Genomic DNA, 19,291 nt, shown 5'->3' with positions numbered 1-19,291 from the left:
TGCGACATGAGACTATCATATTGTGTCATTACACTGTCATCATTGCTCCAGACCGGTGACCGGGACTATGGAAACTCCTCCTTTTACGCTACATACGCGTGCGTTTTCTTCCCGGCCGGTTACCGCCCGGTCGCTATGTAATGACGTTCCTTATGTCTCACCGGATGCCGATAACGCTGAGGTGATGGCATTGTTCACCAGCCATAAGCTGTTAATCAGCCTGCCGGTGGTGGAGCAACGCCGCCCGTTTGGCATGATCAACCGCCATATCTTTTTGTCCCAGATGTCACGTCCTTTTTTTCGCGAGCTTTATGATCGTAAAAGCTGTATTGCCTTTATGGATAAAAACCCGCTGCTGATTGAGGCTGACAGTCAGCTGGAAAGCGTTGCCCGGCAGATGGTGGCCTCCGGTGATAAATCGGTAACCGATGGTTTTATGATTACTGATAATGGCGAATATCTGGGGATGGGACTGGGGATTGATGTTATCCGTACCGTTTCCGATTTGCAGGCGCGTCAGCATCAGCAGATTATGCAGAGTATCGAGTATGCCAGAGTTATTCAGGAAGCCATGCTTGATAAATCGCAACAAACCATGGCAAATCAGCTGCGTGACTGGTGTCTGATGTGGCAGCCGCGTGACTGTGTTGGCGGTGATTTTTATGCCTTTCACCATTATGGTCATGGCTGGCTGATGGTGATGGCTGATTGCACCGGGCACGGCGTGCCCGGTGCATTTATGACAGTGATTCTCTCCTCTGCGCTGGAAAAAGCGCTGGCGAACTGTGAGCCGGATAGACCGGAACGGTTACTGCAGCATATCAATCTGGCGATTAAGCAAACGTTGGGACAGTTTAATCAGTCGCAACAAACGTCATTATCTAACGATGGCTGTGATGCCATGGCGTTGTTTGTTGATACGCAGCAGCATCGTCTGGTATGGGCTGGCGGGCGTCTCAGCGGCTTTTTGCTCTCTGCTGACAGTGAAAATGCGCTGTTACTGGACAGCGAGCGGGTAGGAATTGGTTATACCGATACGCCGGTGGATTACTGCTGGACGCGTCATGAACTGGCACTGAAAGCTGAGGATATCTTCTTTATCTGGACCGACGGATTAACCGATCAGATTGGTGGCGAGCGGCGGATTATGTTTGGCCGGCGTCGTATCCGCATGTTGCTGGAAGCGCAACGTCATCAACCGATGAAGCAATTGTGTCAGTCTTTACAGGAAACGTGGCTGGCCTGGCAAGGGGATGAGGCTCGCCGTGATGACATGTCGTGGTTTGGCTTCCGTTACTGATGTGGCAGAACATGATGACTAGCGGGACGTTATTAACCAATCTGCTGGCTAACAATGAATGCGATTTGATTGCGCTGCATTACACCGGTTTTTTTTCGCAGCACAACATTACCGCGATGGGGGAAGTGATCCGTTGTTATCTTGAAAACAACGAAGCATCGTTTACTACCCGGCGTAAACTGTTTTCGACCTTTATTGAGATGGTACAGAATATCCTGCGTTACTCTTCAGACACCCGGGCGCTACTAAAGCAGGATGATGAAATGCGCTTTGGGTCGGTCAGTTTTGGTGTGCATGCCGGCAAATATGTTTTTGAAAGCGCGAATCTTGTCGCTGCCCAGGAAATGGCGCGCCTGCGTCACAGCCTGGAGTCGATCCGCCGGATGAGTGCCGAAGAAATTAAGCAGACTTATAAAGCATCACTGCGTGCCGAAACGCCGGTCTGGAGCAAAGGTGCTAATATGGGATTCCTGACGCTGGCGCGCGATGCCAGTGAGCCGCTGCAGTTTGCCATTCATCCGGTTGAGTCCAGCGATCTTTCCGCTTTTTATCTTAAGGCTGTTATTTAATATGGCTGAAACCATCACCGTGAATAATATCGTTTTGCCCGCCACGGCTTGTACGCCGGAAGTGGCTTTTGACTTTACCCATCATCTGCTGCGGCTGACCGGCGAATCTTATCCGGAAAATGCGGCGGCATTTTACCGGCCGTTGATTGGCGCTGTCGAAGCCTATGCCAGGCTGGTGCGATCGCGGCCTGATGTGCAGGTGGCGGTGCATGTCGCCCTGAGCTATTTCAATAGCTCCAGCACCAAAATGTTATTTACGTTGTTTGAGGTGCTGAACAATATGGCGGGTAACGGGACGGCAGTGGTATTGCACTGGTACTACGATCGTGAAGATGATATCTCCGAAGAGTTTGGCCAGGAACTGAATATCGACTTCCCGGCGATGACGTTCTATCTGAAACCGGAAAACTGACATGAATCTCGACGAGTTGTTTACCGAAGAGAATTTCATCCTTGACACCTCCCGCGATATTGCTGAACAGACGCGACTGGATGCAGAAGTTTATCGCCAGGCACTGCTCACCCTTAACGGTCATTACCAGCGTTTAATTCGTGAATCGTACCGCCTGATTGCCCGCAGCGATCGTGCTGAGCGCGAGCTGACCCTGCTGAATGCGCAGTTACAACGATTAGCTGAAAAGCTGGAATATGAAGCCACACACGACGCCCTGACCGGGGTATATAACCGTAATGCCATTATCAGCCGGATCAGCACCACTTTGCAGCAGAGTGATGCCGCGTTAATTCTGCTGGATATTGATCATTTTAAAAATATTAACGATCGTTTTGGTCACCCGCGTGGCGACGCGGTATTGCAGGAATTGATCAAACGGATTGAGTGCACGCTGCCGGGCCTGGCCAGTATTGGCCGTGTTGGCGGTGAAGAATTTACTATTTTGCTGCCGGCAACTTCGCTGGAAGCGGCAGTGATTATTGCCAGCACGATTCACGCGGCGCTGAATGTCGCACCACTGGTTGCGCTACCCGGACAGCTGGTTACCGCCAGTTTTGGCCTTAGCTGGGGGGCTCGTCATAGCTGTTTTGAAGAACTCTATGCACAGGCAGATCGGGCGTTGTACCAGGCCAAACGCGACGGGCGCAATCGCCTTCGCTGGGGATAAGCTTTCCAGCGGAAAGACCGGGCGCGGCTGCTTTGCTGACGGCGCTAAAACTGTGCAAGAAAATGTTAACTGCTGGTGCCGCGGGTCCGCTGATGAGGCAGGTTAACAGACAGAAATCAAACCGCTTTTTCTGTGGCGGTGCGCGGTCGCCTGCCGGCTGACCTGTATCAGAGAATCCGGACCGTTACGCTGTCGGTTCAGTGGGTTGAAGCCTGGGGGAAAAAGTGCCATCATTGCGCAAATTTTGACGTCCTGTCTGATCTTTCCCGCCAACACTGAGGACACATTCATGCAAGCCAGGCTAGCGGCGCTCAGTCTCTTCTCTTCTGTATCTTTGGGATCACCGGCGGTGATAACCGGGCGCAAAGATTATCCTGTATTGTCTGCCTGCGTTATGCGGTGAAGCCAGGCGGGCTGCCGGCGCCGCGCATTATGCTGCCAGGTCAGGTGCTTTTTCGCGGGAATATTTCCCATCTTTGTGGTTCTGCCACTCACTCATCCTTGAGGCCAGGGGATTTGTGTATGACTCCTTTGAAAATTGCTGCCAGCGCTTCTGTGGCCTGGCGACTTCAGACCGCGCGTCAGGTTGTTACCCTCGACGCAACCGATTTTACGGATATTGCCGCAGTAGTGATTTCTGCTGCCGATTGCCACAGCGGCATTCTGGCACTGCTGAACTATACCGGTTTTAATTTACCGGTGTTTATTGCGCTGCAGGCTGGAGAGACGCCGGAAAATCTGCCGCCAGTGACCGGCGTTTTATCCGGCAGCGAAGACGATATTGCCGGGTTGGAGCGTGCGGCGGCGGAATATGAACTGGGATTGTTACCGCCGTTTTTTGACACGCTGACCACCTATGTTTCCATGCGCAACAGTACCTTTGCCTGCCCGGGACATCAGGGGGGCGCTTTTTTCCGTAAGCATCCAGCTGGCCGCCAGTTTTATGATTTTTATGGTGAAAATATTTTTCGTTCAGACATGTGTAATGCGGACGTCAAGCTTGGCGATCTGCTGATCCATGAAGGATCGGCGAAAGATGCGCAAAAGTTTGCTGCGAAGGTTTTCAATGCCGATAAAACCTATTTTGTACTGAACGGCACTTCCAGCGCGAATAAGGTTGTGACCAACGCATTGCTAACCCGCGGTGACCTGGTGTTGTTTGATCGTAACAACCATAAATCTAATCATCACGGTGCGTTAATTCAGGCCGGGGCGACGCCGGTTTATCTTGAAGCGGCGCGCAATCCGTTCGGCTTTATTGGTGGCATTGATGCGCATTGCTTTGATGAAAAGTATCTGCGTCAGTGCATTGCTGAAGTGGCCCCTGAGCGGGCGCGGGATGCCCGTCCTTTCCGGCTGGCAATCATTCAGCTTGGGACTTATGATGGTACGGTTTACAACGCGCGCAAGGTGGTTGATACCCTTGGTCCTCTTTGTGACTATATCCTGTTTGATTCGGCCTGGGTGGGCTATGAGCAGTTTATCCCGGTGCTGGCAGCCGGCTCGCCACTGATGCTTGATCTCACACCCGACGACCCCGGCATTTTTGTTACCCAGTCCGTGCATAAGCAGCTGGCAGGGTTTTCCCAGACGTCGCAAATCCATAAGAAAGATAACCATATTCGTGGTCAGCAGCGTTTTTGTCCGCATAAGCGGCTGAACAATGCTTTTATGCTGCATGCCTCAACCAGCCCGTTTTATCCGCTATTTGCGGCGCTGGATGTGAATGCCCGGATGCATCAGGGGCCGGCCGGGCGTCGGCTGTGGCAGGAGTGTGTACTGCTGGGAATTGAGACCCGCAAAGCAATCCTGAATCAGTGCGACATGATCCGTCCCTTTGTTCCCGACCGGGTGCGGGGCAGGCCGTGGCATGAGGCACCCACGGAGGCGATTGCCGCCGACGTGAGTTATTTCAGTTTTGAACCCGATGCCCGCTGGCATGGTTTTGCCGGTTATGCCAGCGATCAATATCTGGTGGATCCCTGTAAACTGCTGCTGACGACACCCGGTATTGATGCGGCCAGCGGCGCTTATACCTCGTTTGGTATTCCGGCTACTATTCTGGCAAATTACCTGCGTGAAAACGGTATTGTGCCGGAAAAATGCGATCTGAACTCTATCCTGTTCTTGCTGACACCCGCTGAAAGCGAAGAAAAAATGGTGCAGCTGGTCGCCATGTTACGCCAGTTTGAGCAGCATGTCAGAGACGATGCCCCGCTCAGTGAGGTGTTGCCGACGGTGTATCGTAAAAATCAGCGACGTTATGCAGGCTACACGTTGCGCCAGCTATGCCAGGAAATGCATAACCTTTACGTCAGTTACAACGTGAAAGATTTGCAAAAAGCGATGTTCCGTAAAGCCAGTCTGCCCGCAGTGCGGATGAATCCGCAGGATGCGCACACCGCCTATATTCGTGGCCAGGTTGAGCTGGTGCCCCTTGCCAGTGCCGCCGGGCGTATCGCCGCCGAAGGCGCGTTGCCTTATCCTCCTGGTGTGCTCTGCGTGGTACCGGGTGAAGAGTGGGATGGGGCGGTGTTACGATATTTTCTGGCGCTGGAGCAGGGTATTAACCAGCTGCCTGGTTTCTCGCCGGAACTTCAGGGGGTTTATATTGAAAATGACGGCCAGGGAAGCCGCCGGCTGGTTGCCAATATGCTGATTGAATAGGCCAGATTTTTCTGGCCTGTCCGGCGTCAGGATGCCGCAGCCGCGGCATCTTCACGCGCCTGGCGTACAATCGCTTTGGCAATCCATTTGCCAAGCGCCTCTACCCCGGCATTATCACAATGCCAGATATCTTTCATTACCAGGAATATTTCGGAACCGTACACCAGAGACAAAGCCTGAATCACTTTGAGAACTTGCGGCTGCGGCATTTCTTCCAGCAGTGGCCGGGTGACCAGTTGCAGCATTGCTTTACGGTTACCGCGTACCAGTTTATCTTTGCTGCCCACAGTATGCTGTGAGCGGGCGTGCTCCCACTGGGTCAGCGACAGATGGAGTGCCGCACGTAAAGATCCTTCATGTTTTAGCATTAGCGGAAATGCGTAGCTCAGCAGTTCATCAATACGCGCTTCCACTTCAGGCTGCGCCGGTTGCCACTGCTGTATCGGATAAAGCGTTTCGCCCACCACGGCATCCACTAATGCGCTTTGTGACGGGAAATAACGGTAAGCTGTCGCGCGTGACAGCTGTGCGGCCTGGGCTACATCGGTAACAGAGGGAAACGCTCCTTCATCAAACAGCCGGATTGCGGTGTCAACGAGTAATTTGCGTGTGCGCGCGCGGGTATTTGTCAGAGCGGCGCTTCCTGCGGGTTCCTTATGTTCCACGATAACCTCATTGGTATAGGTTTGCTTAGGGGTCACTGATATTGTCAGCATAAGCTTAGTTGATTGTAAATGAGACACACGTATCATTGAATTAATTTATTAATTGCTAAGATGTTATTACCAACGGGATCGCATTTTTTCCGTTGCTTGTTACTGAGATTTATCTTTTTATTTAAATTAAATCAGTTTGTTATTTTTTGTGATAAATCAAAGGAGCGATAGAAAATGAAGGGAAATACCGCATATATCTATGCCGTGGCGACGGCAGATACTAAAGGAAAGGAACTGCTTTATTTGCGTGATTGCATTGCTGCCACCGGGGTCCCGGTGGTAACGGTTGATCTGTCTACCCAGTCAGCGGATGCGTCGTCGGTTGCTGACTTTACGCCGGCAGCAATTGCAGCCTGCCATCCGCAGGGGGCACAGCAGGTATTCTGCGGTGACCGCGGTCGGGCGATTGATGCGATGGCGGTTGCTTTTACCCATTTTCTTGCCGGACGTGACGACCTTGCCGGTATTATTGGTCTTGGCGGCTCCGGTGGCACTGCGCTTATCACGCCGGCGATGCAGAGTCTGGCGGTGGGTATTCCCAAACTGATGGTTTCCACCATGGCTTCCGGCGATATCTCGTCTTATATCGGTGCCAGCGATATTGCGATGCTTTATTCGGTCACCGATGTCGCCGGATTAAATCGCATTTCGCGGCGGGTTCTGGCCAATGCCGCCCATCAGATTGCCGGTGCCGTAAAGTTTTCAATGCCGTCGCAGACTCAGCTTAAACCCGCGCTGGGACTGACCATGTTCGGTGTTACCACACCCTGTATTCAGGCGGTCAGTGCCGCGCTGGAAGCGGAGTACGATTGCCTGGTGTTTCACGCCACCGGCAGCGGGGGCAGGGCGATGGAAAAGCTGGTGGACAGTGGCATGCTCAGCGGTCTGCTGGATCTGACCACCACCGAAGTCTGTGATCTGTTGTTTGATGGCGTGCTGGCCTGCCGGGAGGATCGTTTTGACGCGCTGGCGCGCAGCGGTATTCCCGCCGTTATCTCCTGCGGTGCGCTGGACATGGTTAACTTTGCTCAACCTGACTCAGTGCCGGCACGCTATGCCGGACGGCAGTTTTATCATCACAATGCGCAGGTAACCTTGATGCGCACTACCGCCGCAGAAAATGCAGAACTGGCTCGCTGGATTGCCGGTAAGCTCAATCAGTGTCCGGGGCGGTTAACGTTTTTACTTCCCGAAGGGGGATTTTCCGCGCTGGACGCGCCTGGTCAGCCCTTCTGGTCACCACCGGCATTAGAGGCATTCAGCCGCACATTTGCGGCGGAATTCAGGCAAACCAGCCGTCGCCGGCTGGTCCGGTTACCATATAATATCAACGATCCGGCATTTGCAGCAGCGGCAGTCGCGGCATTGCGTGACGGATTCAGCAGGGAGAACTAAGCAATGTCAGCGATCAGTCGTCAACAGATACTGGAAAAATTTCATGCCATGATAGCCCGTGGCGAGCCCATCATCGGCGGTGGCGCCGGAACCGGTCTTTCGGCTAAGTGTGAAGAAGCCGGCGGAATTGACCTGATTGTGATTTATAATTCAGGGCGCTACCGCATGGCCGGACGCGGTTCGCTGGCTGGCCTGCTGGCCTATGGTAACGCTAACCAGATTGTGCTGGAGATGGCCCTGGAAGTGTTGCCGGTTGTCAGCCATACGCCGGTGCTGGCGGGGGTGAATGGAACCGACCCGTTTTGTTTATTTGATAAGTTTCTTGACGATCTTAAGGCGCTGGGTTTTTCCGGCGTGCAGAACTTTCCCACGGTCGGCCTGATTGACGGTAACTTCCGCGCTAATCTGGAAGAAACCGGCATGGGTTATCAGCTGGAAGTGGATATGATTCAACTGGCGCATCAGAAAGGTATGCTCACCACGCCTTATGTCTTCAGCGCGGCTGACGCAGAAGCCATGACCCGCGCCGGCGCGGATATTATTGTCGCGCACATGGGACTGACTACCGGCGGTAACATTGGTGCCCACACCGCGTTGCAGCTCGCCGACTGTGTGCCGCTGATTAATCAATGGGCGGCGGCGGCGAAGCGGCTGCGTGAGGATGTTATTGTGTTGTGTCACGGTGGACCTATCTCCACTCCGGAGGATGCACGCTATATTATGGCGCAGTGCCCGCAGTGTGATGGTTTTTACGGCGCCAGTTCCATGGAGCGTTTGCCCACTGAGCAGGCGCTGACTGCCACCACCAGCGCGTTCAGGAAGATCGGGCGCTGAACCGCCAGTATCCCCGGCATTCGCTGCTATGCCGGGGGTGAGGGCGGTTAATAACGGTGGTAGCTGCGCTGTGCGGCATCCACTTTGTACAGATAGCGGCGGGATTCCGCTGACGGGTGGTTAGCCAGCAGCGTCTGATATACCTGACCGGGTGACATTCTGTTAATCAGGGTGAAGGCCCGGTTTTTATCGCTGGAGAACACCCGCAGCACGCTGCCGGCCCCACCGTTATAGGCGGTAATCACCGCGTAGCGTCGCGCCGTTGGGTTGGCAATACCCGACAGGTAATTGTCCTGCAGAATCGCCAGGTAGGCGGTACCGGTATCAATATTGTTTTCTGGATCAAACAGGTAACTGCGGCTGGGTTTCCCCCATTTCCCTTTCTGACGGAATACATCAACACCGGCGGTGTGCTGTACAACCTGCATCAGCCCCAGCGCGTCGGCGTTGCTGACCGCATAAGGGTTGAAGCTCGATTCAATTTGCATAATTGCCAGAATTAATGACTGATCAACACCGTATTTTTCTGCGGCTTTACGCACCATCGGCAGATACCGGTGCGCGCGTTTGTCGAGGTGGTTTGGCACCATCGGAATGGTAATCGACCAGATCACATGCAGCCCGGACAAACGTTTTTGCAGTTTATTCTGGATAAGATAATCAGCGAAAGCCCCGGCCCGTCCCTGCCAGCGAATCGGCTGGCCGGTATTATCCAGTACCTGGCCGTACAGCATCGGTTCTTTGCTGATCTGAATGTCATTGGCATCAGAGTAGAGGTCGACGTTACCTGGATTATCACCGATCAGCAGGGTCTGAATGATCGCCTGGCGCAGGCTGGCCATTGGATCAGTCCCTGAAATAGTCTCGATGCTAATGGTACCGGCATCAAAGTTAATATGGCTGCGCGTGTAATACTGATCGCTGTATTTTACGTAGTCCTTCGGGCCGGCGATCAGGACTTCATTAAGTCCCCAGATATTTTCAATATTGTGGGCGAACTGGCCCATCAGAATATCGAAACCATTGGTGTCTTTGACCCATTCCGGATGATAACGATCTTTTTTGTGCGAACCGGAACAGGAGATTAATAACGGTATAATCACAAGCAAACTGAGTAATTTTTTCATCATTCGGTACGTCGCCTGACTGAATGGCCCCAATCTCAGGGCCCAAAAAGAGTTACTTTTCTGGCGGAGTGTAGCCTTCAATATGCACGTCTTTTCCTTCAAACAAAAAATCGACCATTTCGCGTTCCAGCACTTTGCGATCGTCGGGGTTCATCATATTGAGTTTTTTTTCATTAATCAGCATGGTCTGCTTGCTCATCCATTGCTGCCAGGCTTCTTTTGAAATCTCGTTATAGATTCGTTTGCCCAGATCGCCCGGGTAGAGCTGAAAATCCTGTCCTTCGGCTTCGCGTTGCAGAAATGTACAAAAAATAGTCCGGCTCATTGTTGTTCCTCATAGGTTGCACGCGTTGTCAACGCCAGTTGCTGCGGCTGGCGCAGCTGTTGCAGCAGGCGTTCCACCGGCGCGGCTAATCCCACCGCGGGTGGCTGGGCTAAGTTATACCAGAGACCGTTCCCATCATCCATGACAACCGGGCAAACTGACACGCGTAGCCACACTGGAATAATATCAAGATGAAAGTGGCTGAAGGTGTGGCGAAACGACACCAGCTGCTGCGTCTGTTCGACAGACAAACCACGCTGATGCAACCATTCTGCCAGCGCATCGCGGCTGGTGAACTGCGGAAAGCAAAACAGTCCGCCCCACAGGCCAACCGGCGGACGCTGCTCCAGCCAGACGTTATCGTCGTGCTGCATCAGCAGCATCCAGCCATTGCGCTGCGGGAGTGTTTGCTTCGGCTTCTTGCCTGGGTAATCGCCAGGATTGCCCGCGGCGTAGGCCACGCAGCCGTCGTTGAGCGGACAAAGTGTGCATTTCGGACGGGAACGGGTACATACCATGGCACCGAGATCCATCATGGCCTGGTTAAACTGACTGACGCCGTCGGCTGGCGTTAGCGTTTCGCTAAGCTGCCATAATCTTTTTTCAACCTCTTTTTTGCCCGGCCAGCCAGAGACAGCATAACAGCGCGCCAGCACGCGCTTGACGTTACCGTCGAGAATCGGGTAATGCTGCCCCAGTGCCAGCGAAAGAATCGCTCCGGCGGTGGATCGCCCTACGCCGCTCAGTGCGGCGACCTGCTCAAAGCGTTGTGGAAACTGACCGCTATACTGTTCCGCTACGGTTCTGGCCGCCTTGTGCAGATTACGTGCGCGAGCGTAATAGCCAAGACCAGTCCACAAATGCAATACCTCGTCCAGCGGTGCTGCTGCAAGATCGTTGACCGTCGGAAAGCGCTGGATAAAGCGTTCAAAATAGGGAATGACGGTGGCTACCTGCGTTTGTTGCAGCATCACCTCTGACAGCCAGACCTTATAGGGTGTCTTTTCTATCTGCCAGGGCAGCGTTTTACGTCCGCATCGCTGATACCATGCCAGTACCTGCTGCGCGAACTGAGAGGCAACCATCATCAATACTATCCTGTGTAACCGGAAAAGGAGTGAGGGATTCCAGCACAGGCGGATAACGCTGTAAACCGGAACTTGCGCTGACAAAGTATCCGCGCGATTTTTCGAGGGACGTCGCGCAAATGGCAGCCTGATGTTTATTACTCTGGAAGCGCGGCCGCACGGTTTGCAGGGTAGCCTTTATGTTTTGCATTGCGACGGGCATAATGCCCGTTTTTCTTGATCGCTCATCACAGGCCAAACCATGATTGATAATGTCATTTCGCCGGAATTTGACGAAAACGGTCGCCCGCTGCGTAAAGTCCGCAGTTTTGTTCGTCGTCAGGGGCGTCTGACCAAAGGACAGCAACAGGCGCTGGAAACATACTGGCCAGCAATGGGAATTGAATTTACCCCACAGCCGCTGAATCTGGAGCAGGCATTTGGCAATACGCATCCGGTCGTACTGGAAATCGGCTTTGGGATGGGGGCCTCGCTGGTGGCGATGGCACAGAATCATCCACATCAAAATTTCCTTGGTATTGAAGTACACTCGCCCGGCGTCGGTGCCTGCCTCGCTTCGGCGCATGAGGCTGGCGTGAGCAATCTGCGGGTGATGTGTCATGACGCGGTGGAGGTGCTGGAAAAAATGATCCCCGATAACAGCCTGCGTCTGGTTCAGCTGTTTTTCCCCGATCCCTGGCATAAAGCACGTCATAACAAACGGCGTATTGTGCAGATACCATTTGTGGAACTGGTCCTGACTAAGCTTAAGCTGGGGGGGGTATTTCATATGGCTACCGACTGGCAGGCTTATGCAGAACATATGCTGGCCGTGATGAATACGGTTGCCGGCTATCACAATCAGTCTGCTACGCAGACATACGTGCCGCGGCCCGATTCGCGTCCGCTGACAAAGTTTGAACAGCGGGGTCAGCGTCTCGGTCACGGCGTTTGGGATTTGATGTTTGAGAGGATTAAATAATGGCTAGACAGCGCAGTCGTCGGTTACGTAAAAAAATGCACATTGATGAATTTCAGGAACTGGGCTTTTCCGTGGCCTGGACATTTCCTGACACCATTGCAGAAGACGATATCGATGCAATGGTTGATGCGTTGATTATTGAAGTTATTGAGCCAAATGGCCTGGCATTTGATGGTAGCGGTTACCGCCAGTGGGAAGGTCTGGTCTGCATGCAGCAGATTGGAAAGTGTACTGACGCTCATCGTGAACGGGTAGTGAACTGGCTGAAAGAGCACAAACTGGAGTCGGTGCAGGTCAGCGAACTTTTTGACGTGTGGTGGGACTAACTAATCAGCCATTCCCTTGATGTGGTAAAAGGGAATACTACAATGCGCATTAAGGAGCAATTATGTGGGGTAAAGCGGCAATATTTGGCGCGCTGACGCTGATAGCCAGCCAGGCACAGGCGGATTATCAGTGCAGTGTCAATCCGCAGGATGACGTGGTGATTTCGCCACAAAGCGTGCAGGTGGTTGGTGCTAATGGCAATCTGCTGATTTCCCCACAGGGCGATGTACAGCGCAATGGTCAGCCGCAGAAAATCGATGCGGCGACGCGCCAGAAGGCGATTGATTATCAGGCGGCATTACGCCGCGATCTTCCGTGGATTGACAATGGCGCCCGTTACCGGCTTGAGCAAGGGCGCCAGGCGCTGGATCGGGTGATTGTTGACAAACTGGGTGCCGACAGTAATGTCCGTTCGCGGCTGACCTCACTGGACCAGCAGCTCAGGCAGCAGATGAACCGCATTATCGAACACCGCAGTGACGGGCTGACTTTTCATCATCAGGCCATAGAGCAGGTCAGACAGGATGGCGAAGGGCTGGTACAGCGTGCCATGGGCGGCGTGCTGCAGGACAGCCTGAATGAAATGGGCACCCGGCAGACGGGTAACAACAGTAATCCCTTACAGGCAGTATTGGGCAATCTTGGTGGGTTGCAGCAGGCGATTCAGGCGGAATGGAGTAATCAGGAACAGGATTTCCAGAATTTTGGCCATGAAGTCTGTGACCGCGTGACGGCGCTGGAAAACCAGCGTAAGGGGTTAGTCGCCGCGCTTAAATAAGCCTTTGCGGGCGCCAGAGCGCCCGCCTGATTTCCAGGGTTTACGCCGCTTCGAGGAACAATTCCAGCAGCGAATTAAGAAACAGTTTACCCCGTTCGGTAATCTGCCAGTGGCTGGCGTTTTCGCTGAGATATCCGAGGCGAATAGCTTCATCCAGCTGGGGTCTGACGCTGGCCTCATCAAGGCCGGTAAAACGCGAAAAGTCGCGGCGCGGTGCGGCTTCCAGCAGGCGAAAACGATTCATGAAAAATTCAAAAGGTTTATCCGCCGCCGCCACCTCATAGATGCGCTCACGATATCTGCCCTGCATAAATCCCCGCGGATGACGGGTTTTCACCGTACGCAGAATAGTGCCATCCGGCTGGGTCAGTTTGCCGTGGGCGCCGCATCCGATGCCCAGGTAATCACCGAAACGCCAGTAGTTAAGATTGTGCTCACAGCGTAACCCCGGCTTAGCATAGGCTGAGGTTTCATACTGTATATAGCCTGCCGCAGTCAGCAGCTGGTGACCCTGTTCAAAAATATTCCACAGTGCATCGTCGTCTGGCAGCGGTGGCGGCCGTGAGGCAAACAGCGTATTAGGCTCAATGGTAAGCTGATACCAGGAGAGATGTGGTGGCGCCAGGGCAATCGCCTGACGCAAATCGTCCAGTGCATCTTCCAGAGACTGTTCAGGTAGCCCGTGCATCAGGTCGAGATTAAAGCTGCGTAATCCGAGATCTGCAGCCAGTCTGGCAGCGCGCTTCGCTTCTTCGGGACCATGGATCCGTCCCAGCCGCTGCAGACTGGCCGGGCTGAAGCTTTGTACCCCGATGGAAATGCGGTTAATGCCGGCTCGCTGATAGGCGCTGAAACGCGCGGCTTCGACGGTGCCAGGATTGGCCTCCATGGTAATTTCAGCATCTGCGGCCAGCGGCATGCGCTGGCGTACGCCATCCAGCAGTGCCTGCATGGCGCCAGCACTGAGCAGACTGGGGGTTCCTCCCCCGATGAAAATCGTGCTCAGCATACGTCCGCCGCTAAGACTGAGGTCCTGTTCCAGATCCTGCAGCAGATGGCGAACGTACTCGTCGTGCGGAACCTCCCCTTTCAGTGCGTGTGAGTTGAAATCGCAATAAGGGCATTTTTGCACGCACCAGGGAATATGGATATACAGGCTGAGTGGCGGTAAATCAGCCATGACGCATCGCTTCCAGTAACTGCGCCAGCGCCTTGCCGCGGTGGGAAATCGCCTGTTTTTCCGCTTTGCTCATGGCCGCCGCCGTTTTGCCCTGTGACGGGACATAGAAAACCGGATCGTAGCCAAAGCCGCCGCTGCCAGCGGCGGCACGGGTGATTTCGCCATGCCAGCGGCCGTGAAAAACCAGCGGCGTCGGATCTGCTGCGTGGCGCAGGTAAACCAGCACGCAGTGAAACTGCGCCTGGCGCTGGCCATCGGCGACATGCTCCATGGCCGCTAACAGCTTCAGCAGATTCTGTTCATCGCTGGCTTCACCGCCGGCATAGCGGGCGGAGTATATGCCGGGCGCGCCGCCGAGGGCGTCGACGGCCAGACCGGAATCATCGGCAATGGCCGGGAGTCCGGTGATGGCTGATGCGTGGCGTGCTTTAAGCAGCGCATTTTCAATAAAGGTCAGGCCGGTTTCTTCAGCAGGCAGCACGCCGAGTTCAGTTTGTGCCACGATTTGTAAACCCGAATCGGCCAGTATCGTGGCCAGTTCATGTACCTTACCAGGGTTGCCGGTGGCAAGAACAACTTTTTGCATAGTATATCCAGAACGTAATTCAGGTAATCAGATGCGAAACCAGATCAGCGGAAACAGGTTCATACCAAGATAGTTCAGCATGTACAGAACCAGAATCACCACCATGCCAGAGAAATCAAGACCGCCCATTGCCGGTAAAATGCGGCGAATGGGTGCCATTAACGGCTCGGTTAGCTGTATCAGTACATATTCAACAGGGCTGCGACCCTGACTTACCCAGCTCATCAGTGAGCGGGCAATCACCAGCCAGAATACCAGGGTTCCCGCCGTTTTCAGCAACGACAGTATCCCTGCCAGCAGGAAGAGTTTGTCAAAAAACAGTACGTGCTCCTGCAGTGCCAGCAGCAGTGGAAATTTAACGATACTGATGACCAGCGCCAGCAGTAAAGACGCGGTGTCGATTGGACCGACGGCCGGCACAATGCGGCGAAGAGGTTTTACCAGCGGCTGGGTCAGTCTGACCACCGACTGGGAAAAGGGATTGTAAAAATCGCAGCGTGCCCATTGCATCCAGACGCGCAGCAGTAACACCATGACATACAAACCAATAATGGTGTCTAACAATGTCAGCAGCATGAGGTTCCTCAGTTATTGTTGTGTTGATTCAGGCGTAATGTCGCGAACCAAAGATTGCGGTGCCAATACGCACCATCGTACTGCCCGCAGCAATGGCGGCTTCCATATCATCGCTCATTCCAAGAGAAAGCGTATCGACAGATGGACAACCGGCTTTCAATTGTTCAAAGGCTCTGGCCATACGCTGACAAACCGCCAGCTGGCGCTGATAGCTATTTTCCGGTGCCGGTATTGCCATCAGGCCACGTAGCCGTAAGCGCGGCAATTTAACCACTTCCCGGGCCAGTTCTGCGACATCGTCTAACATGATGCCGGATTTGCTGTTTTCGTCACTGATATTTACCTGAATAAGCACATTTAGCGCCTCAAGCTGCTCAGGTCGCTGTGCATTGAGACGTTGCGCCAGCTTCAGCCGGTCCAGGGTATGTAGCCAGGCAAAATTTTCGGCCACCAGGCGGCTTTTGTTGGATTGCAGCGGACCGATAAAGTGCCAGATCAGCGCACAATTTTCCATCGCACTGATTTTATCCAGCGCTTCCTGCACGTAATTTTCGCCAAAACTGCGCTGACCAGCCAGCATGGCTTGTTCGATGGCGTTCACAGATTGGGTTTTACTGACGGCAATCAGCATGATTTCTGTTGGATCGCGGCCGCAACGCAGGGCGGCATGGGTGATTCGTTGCCGCACCTGGTCCAGATTGTGTGAAATTACTGTCATAGTCAGGAGGTTATATGGACATTGAAGAAATCATTGCGCTTAGTGTAAAGCATAATGCCTCCGATCTGCACCTTTGTAGCATGCAGCGACCAAGATGGCGGCATCAGGGCAGGCTGACAGAGCGCGACGGGTTGCCGGTGCTCAGCATGCAGCAACTGGAGTCTTTTGCTGGACGCTGGCTGAATGCCGCCCAGGTCAGTCAGCTTGAGCAGCACGGCCAGGTGGATCTGGCTATTCATCTGCACGGGGTGCGATTGCGGGCTAATTTTTTTCGCCAGCAGACTGGTGTATCGTTGGCGCTGCGGCGGATTGCCAGTGAGCTGCCTACCCTGCAGCAGTTACAGGCTCCGGATATACTGACGGCACTAACGGCGTGCCAGCAAGGGCTGATTCTGGTCACCGGCGCTACCGGTAGCGGTAAGTCGACCACGCTGGCGGCGATGATTAATTTGCTTAACAGACAGCAGCAAAAGCATATTCTGACGCTGGAGGATCCGATTGAATTCATCCATCACAGTGCCCATTCACTGATACAACAGCGTGAAATTGGTACCCATTGTCGTTCATTTGCTGCAGGGCTGCGCGCGGCTTTGCGTGAAGATCCGGACGTTATTTTGCTAGGGGAGCTGCGTGATGAACAGACAATTCGTCTGGCACTGACGGCAGCGGAAACCGGCCATCTGGTGCTGGCGACGCTACATGCTCGTGGCGCGGTGGCGGCGCTGGAGCGGCTGACGGACGTGTTTTCAGCGGCAGAAAAAGTGCCTGTCAGAGCTCAGCTGGCGGCCAGCTTACAGGCAGTAATTGCCCAGCATCTGATTCCTGCTGCCGGCGCTGGTCGGGTGGCGCTGTTTGAAGTACTGATTACCACGCCGGCGATTGCCAGCCTGATGCGTGAAGGGAAAAACCATCAGATAGCAAGCCAGCTGCAAACCGGAAAAGCATGGGGAATGCAGACCTTTGCACAAAGTCTTAGTCAGCGCCAGCAGGCCGGGCTGATTGACGGTCAGGAATGGGAATTGAACCAGTCTTGCAGAATAATGACCGCTGACTGAGAATCGACCTTGTTTTTACTCAGGGCGCGGTAACCGCCGCGTTCAAACAGGTCTGCTCTGGCTTCCACGGTACTCAGGCGCTCATCCTGTAGTGAAACCTGAACACCAAAGCGGCCATGTAGCCGGTTGGCAAATTTTCGCGCTCTGGCCGTCAAAGGCTGCTCTGTGCCATCCATGTTCAGCGGCAGCCCGACTACCACGGCGTCCGGCTGCCACTCTTCCAGCAGGGCGGCGATTTTATCCCAGTTGGGAATACCATCCAGTGCTTTAAGTGCAGTAAGCGGGCGCGCGCTACCCGTCAGCGCCTGACCGATAGCCACGCCGATGCTTTTAGTGCCAAAGTCGAAGGCCAGTACTGTGCTCATCAGGCGTGGCCCGCCTCGTTGATAATATTGTGAATATCAACGCCGATGCTGCGTGCTGCCTCGCGCCAGCGTTCAGCAATGGGCGTCTGAAACAGAATCTGACTGTTAGCCGGCGTGGTGAGCCAGGCGTTGTCCAGCAGCTCGCTTTCCAGCTGATCTTTTTCCCAGGCACAGTAACCAAGGGCAACCAGCACCTGTTTCGGATGTTCCGCGGTTCCCAGGGTTTCCAGCACGTCACGGGACGTGGTGATCATGGTATTGTCTGACACCCGGATGCTGGAGGCAAAGGTGCGTTCTGCTGAATGCAGAATAAAACCGCGATCTTCTGCCAGCGGGCCGCCGGTAAATACCGGTTTATCGAGGCTGATAGACTCATCGCGCGGATCGGCGACGATTTTCAACTTTTTCAGGATGCCTTCAATCGTCAGATTGTCCATTGGCTTATTGACAACCAGCCCCATCGCGCCTTCGTCATTATGCTCGCAGATATACACTACCGAGCGCTTAAACATCGGGTCCTGGAGTGCCGGCATCGCGATTAAAAAGTGATGCTGTAAATTCATTCTCAAAATCATGTCTTCACAAGTTAAGTGTGCCAGCAGGACGGGCCTGCCGGCACAGTGGCCGGTTGCGTGTGTCAGCCGGCCAGATGGTTCTCAATGGCATCCATCAGCATGCCGGTGATGGAGACAGGAAACGCGGCTTCAATTTCTCTGATACAGGTGGGACTGGTGACGTTAATTTCCGTTAGCTTGTCACCAATAATATCCAGTCCGACAAAAAAGAGCCCTTTAGCTTTTAGCGTTGGCCCGATGATTCGGGCAATTTTCCAGTCGCTTTCGCTCAGCGGTCTGGCTTCACCACGGCCACCGGCGGCCAGATTACCGCGGGTTTCCCCACTTTTTGGAATCCGTGCCAGGCAGTAGGGGACCGGCTCGCCGTTCACCATCAGAATACGCTTATCGCCGTCTGTGATTGCCGGCAGATAATTTTGCGCCATGCAGTAAAATTTACCGTGGTTAGTCAGGGTTTCAATGATAACAGACAGATTAGGATCATCCTGTTTGACGCGAAAAATTGATGAGCCTCCCATACCATCCAGCGGTTTCATTATGATGTCACCATGCTGTTGCCAGAACTCGCGGATACGCGCCGCGTCGCGGGTGACCAGGGTGTCAGGGGTTAAACTGGCGAACCACGCGGTAAACAGTTTTTCGTTACAGTCGCGCAGGCTTTGTGGTTTGTTGACAATCAGCGTTCCCTGTTCTTCTGCCCGTTCAAGAATATAGGTGGCGTAGATAAATTCAGTGTCAAACGGTGGGTCTTTACGCATCAGAACTACGTTCAGGTCGGCCAGCGGTATATCCTGTTGTTCGCCAAAGGTAAACCACTTGTCATCGTTGTGCTCCACCTGTAGCAGACGACTGCGACAACGGGCGATACCACCACGCAGATAGAGATCATTCATCTCCATATAGTGAATTTCATAACCGCGCCGCTGCGCTTCCAGCAGCATCGCAAAGCTGGAATCTTTTTTAATATTAATGGAGGTGATGGGGTCCATCACGATGCCAAGTTTAATCATTGTGATTCTCCTTGTTGC

Annotated in this window: 22 protein-coding genes; 11 read left to right on the top strand and 11 right to left on the bottom strand. The window is 53.7% G+C overall.

What is annotated here, in order from left to right:
- Positions 1-67 precede the first annotated feature (67 nt).
- From BL249_RS09635 to BL249_RS09610, 5 genes are all read left to right on the top strand, one after another.
- Positions 68-1,300 (top strand): SpoIIE family protein phosphatase, encoded by a 1,233-nt coding sequence (locus tag BL249_RS09635; protein ID WP_099707139.1) that lies wholly within the window; start codon positions 68-70, stop codon positions 1,298-1,300.
- Positions 1,301-1,314: 14 nt separating this feature from the next.
- Positions 1,315-1,869, top strand: coding sequence for a SiaB family protein kinase (locus BL249_RS09630; RefSeq protein ID WP_206746964.1), 555 nt, complete (start codon positions 1,315-1,317; stop codon positions 1,867-1,869).
- Position 1,870: 1 nt separating this feature from the next.
- Positions 1,871-2,281 carry a DUF1987 domain-containing protein gene (locus tag BL249_RS09625; protein WP_099707140.1) on the top strand — a complete coding sequence of 137 codons (411 nt, stop codon included), beginning with the start codon at positions 1,871-1,873 and terminating at the stop codon, positions 2,279-2,281.
- Between the two features lies 1 nt (position 2,282).
- Positions 2,283-2,990 carry a GGDEF domain-containing protein gene (locus BL249_RS09620; RefSeq protein WP_099707141.1) on the top strand — a complete coding sequence of 236 codons (708 nt, stop codon included), beginning with the start codon at positions 2,283-2,285 and terminating at the stop codon, positions 2,988-2,990.
- Positions 2,991-3,512: 522 nt separating this feature from the next.
- Entirely contained in the window at positions 3,513-5,657 is a 2,145-nt protein-coding gene (locus tag BL249_RS09610) for an ornithine decarboxylase (RefSeq protein WP_099707143.1), read from the top strand.
- Between the two features lie 26 nt (positions 5,658-5,683).
- Here BL249_RS09610 and BL249_RS09605 read toward each other — a convergent pair whose 3' ends face one another.
- Positions 5,684-6,373: a TetR/AcrR family transcriptional regulator gene (locus tag BL249_RS09605; RefSeq protein WP_099707144.1), complete on the bottom strand. Its 690-nt coding sequence runs from the start codon at positions 6,371-6,373 to the stop codon at positions 5,684-5,686.
- A gap of 174 nt (positions 6,374-6,547) precedes the next feature.
- Between BL249_RS09605 and BL249_RS09600 the strand changes: the two genes are divergently transcribed.
- Together BL249_RS09600 and BL249_RS09595 are read left to right on the top strand one after the other, a co-directional pair.
- Positions 6,548-7,768, top strand: a complete 1,221-nt coding sequence (locus BL249_RS09600) for a Tm-1-like ATP-binding domain-containing protein (protein ID WP_099707145.1) — start codon at positions 6,548-6,550, stop codon at positions 7,766-7,768.
- 3 nt (positions 7,769-7,771) lie between these two features.
- Positions 7,772-8,602: a phosphoenolpyruvate hydrolase family protein gene (locus BL249_RS09595; protein WP_099707146.1), complete on the top strand. Its 831-nt coding sequence runs from the start codon at positions 7,772-7,774 to the stop codon at positions 8,600-8,602.
- A 47-nt stretch (positions 8,603-8,649) separates the two neighbouring features.
- On the opposite strand, the gene mltC is transcribed toward BL249_RS09595, so the two are convergent.
- The 3 genes from mltC to mutY are packed head-to-tail and all read right to left on the bottom strand — an operon-like array spanning position 8,650 to position 11,142.
- Positions 8,650-9,732, bottom strand: a complete 1,083-nt coding sequence (gene mltC / locus BL249_RS09590) for a membrane-bound lytic murein transglycosylase MltC (RefSeq protein WP_099707147.1) — start codon at positions 9,730-9,732, stop codon at positions 8,650-8,652.
- A 49-nt stretch (positions 9,733-9,781) separates the two neighbouring features.
- Positions 9,782-10,054, bottom strand: a complete 273-nt coding sequence (locus tag BL249_RS09585; RefSeq protein ID WP_099707148.1) for an oxidative damage protection protein — start codon at positions 10,052-10,054, stop codon at positions 9,782-9,784.
- Entirely contained in the window at positions 10,051-11,142 is a 1,092-nt protein-coding gene (gene mutY, locus BL249_RS09580; protein WP_099707149.1) for an A/G-specific adenine glycosylase, read from the bottom strand. The genes BL249_RS09585 and mutY overlap by 4 nt, the downstream gene beginning before the upstream one ends.
- A gap of 241 nt (positions 11,143-11,383) precedes the next feature.
- Between mutY and trmB the strand changes: the two genes are divergently transcribed.
- The 3 genes from trmB (at position 11,384) to BL249_RS09565 (ending at position 13,208) form a co-directional block, all read left to right on the top strand.
- Complete coding sequence (gene trmB / locus BL249_RS09575; protein ID WP_099707150.1) at positions 11,384-12,103, top strand: tRNA (guanosine(46)-N7)-methyltransferase TrmB; 720 nt, start codon at positions 11,384-11,386, stop codon at positions 12,101-12,103.
- On the top strand, positions 12,103-12,429 hold the full coding sequence (locus BL249_RS09570) for a YggL family protein (RefSeq protein WP_099707151.1): 327 nt from the start codon (positions 12,103-12,105) through the stop codon (positions 12,427-12,429). Before trmB ends, BL249_RS09570 begins: the two co-directional genes overlap by 1 nt.
- 62 nt (positions 12,430-12,491) lie before the next feature.
- Positions 12,492-13,208, top strand: a complete 717-nt coding sequence (locus BL249_RS09565; protein ID WP_099707152.1) for a DUF2884 domain-containing protein — start codon at positions 12,492-12,494, stop codon at positions 13,206-13,208.
- 40 nt (positions 13,209-13,248) lie between these two features.
- Here BL249_RS09565 and hemW read toward each other — a convergent pair whose 3' ends face one another.
- The 4 genes from hemW to BL249_RS09545 are packed head-to-tail and all read right to left on the bottom strand — an operon-like array spanning position 13,249 to position 16,268.
- Positions 13,249-14,388 carry a radical SAM family heme chaperone HemW gene (hemW, locus tag BL249_RS09560; RefSeq protein ID WP_099707153.1) on the bottom strand — a complete coding sequence of 380 codons (1,140 nt, stop codon included), beginning with the start codon at positions 14,386-14,388 and terminating at the stop codon, positions 13,249-13,251.
- Positions 14,381-14,974, bottom strand: coding sequence for an RdgB/HAM1 family non-canonical purine NTP pyrophosphatase (gene rdgB, locus BL249_RS09555; protein ID WP_099707154.1), 594 nt, complete (start codon positions 14,972-14,974; stop codon positions 14,381-14,383). The genes hemW and rdgB overlap by 8 nt, the downstream gene beginning before the upstream one ends.
- A gap of 27 nt (positions 14,975-15,001) precedes the next feature.
- Positions 15,002-15,550 carry a YggT family protein gene (locus BL249_RS09550; protein ID WP_099707155.1) on the bottom strand — a complete coding sequence of 183 codons (549 nt, stop codon included), beginning with the start codon at positions 15,548-15,550 and terminating at the stop codon, positions 15,002-15,004.
- A gap of 28 nt (positions 15,551-15,578) precedes the next feature.
- Positions 15,579-16,268: a YggS family pyridoxal phosphate-dependent enzyme gene (locus BL249_RS09545; protein WP_099707156.1), complete on the bottom strand. Its 690-nt coding sequence runs from the start codon at positions 16,266-16,268 to the stop codon at positions 15,579-15,581.
- 14 nt (positions 16,269-16,282) lie between these two features.
- Here BL249_RS09545 and BL249_RS09540 point away from each other — a divergent pair, with 14 nt between their 5' ends.
- On the top strand, positions 16,283-17,323 hold the full coding sequence (locus BL249_RS09540; RefSeq protein ID WP_099707157.1) for a type IV pilus twitching motility protein PilT: 1,041 nt from the start codon (positions 16,283-16,285) through the stop codon (positions 17,321-17,323).
- On the opposite strand, the gene ruvX is transcribed toward BL249_RS09540, so the two are convergent.
- The 3 genes from ruvX to gshB form a co-directional block, all read right to left on the bottom strand.
- Entirely contained in the window at positions 17,275-17,688 is a 414-nt protein-coding gene (gene ruvX / locus BL249_RS09535; protein WP_099707158.1) for a Holliday junction resolvase RuvX, read from the bottom strand. The two genes, BL249_RS09540 and ruvX, sit on opposite strands and share 49 nt — an antisense overlap.
- Entirely contained in the window at positions 17,688-18,251 is a 564-nt protein-coding gene (locus BL249_RS09530) for a YqgE/AlgH family protein (protein ID WP_099707159.1), read from the bottom strand. Before BL249_RS09530 ends, ruvX begins: the two co-directional genes overlap by 1 nt.
- A gap of 74 nt (positions 18,252-18,325) precedes the next feature.
- Positions 18,326-19,273 carry a glutathione synthase gene (gene gshB / locus BL249_RS09525; protein WP_099707160.1) on the bottom strand — a complete coding sequence of 316 codons (948 nt, stop codon included), beginning with the start codon at positions 19,271-19,273 and terminating at the stop codon, positions 18,326-18,328.
- Positions 19,274-19,291: the final 18 nt, after the last annotated feature.

The organism is Erwinia sp. OLFS4 (assembly GCF_002752165.1).
Lineage (GTDB): Bacteria > Pseudomonadota > Gammaproteobacteria > Enterobacterales > Enterobacteriaceae > Izhakiella.
The sequence above is the reverse complement of the archived record's forward strand: the minus strand, read 5'-3'. Positions and strand labels throughout refer to the sequence as shown.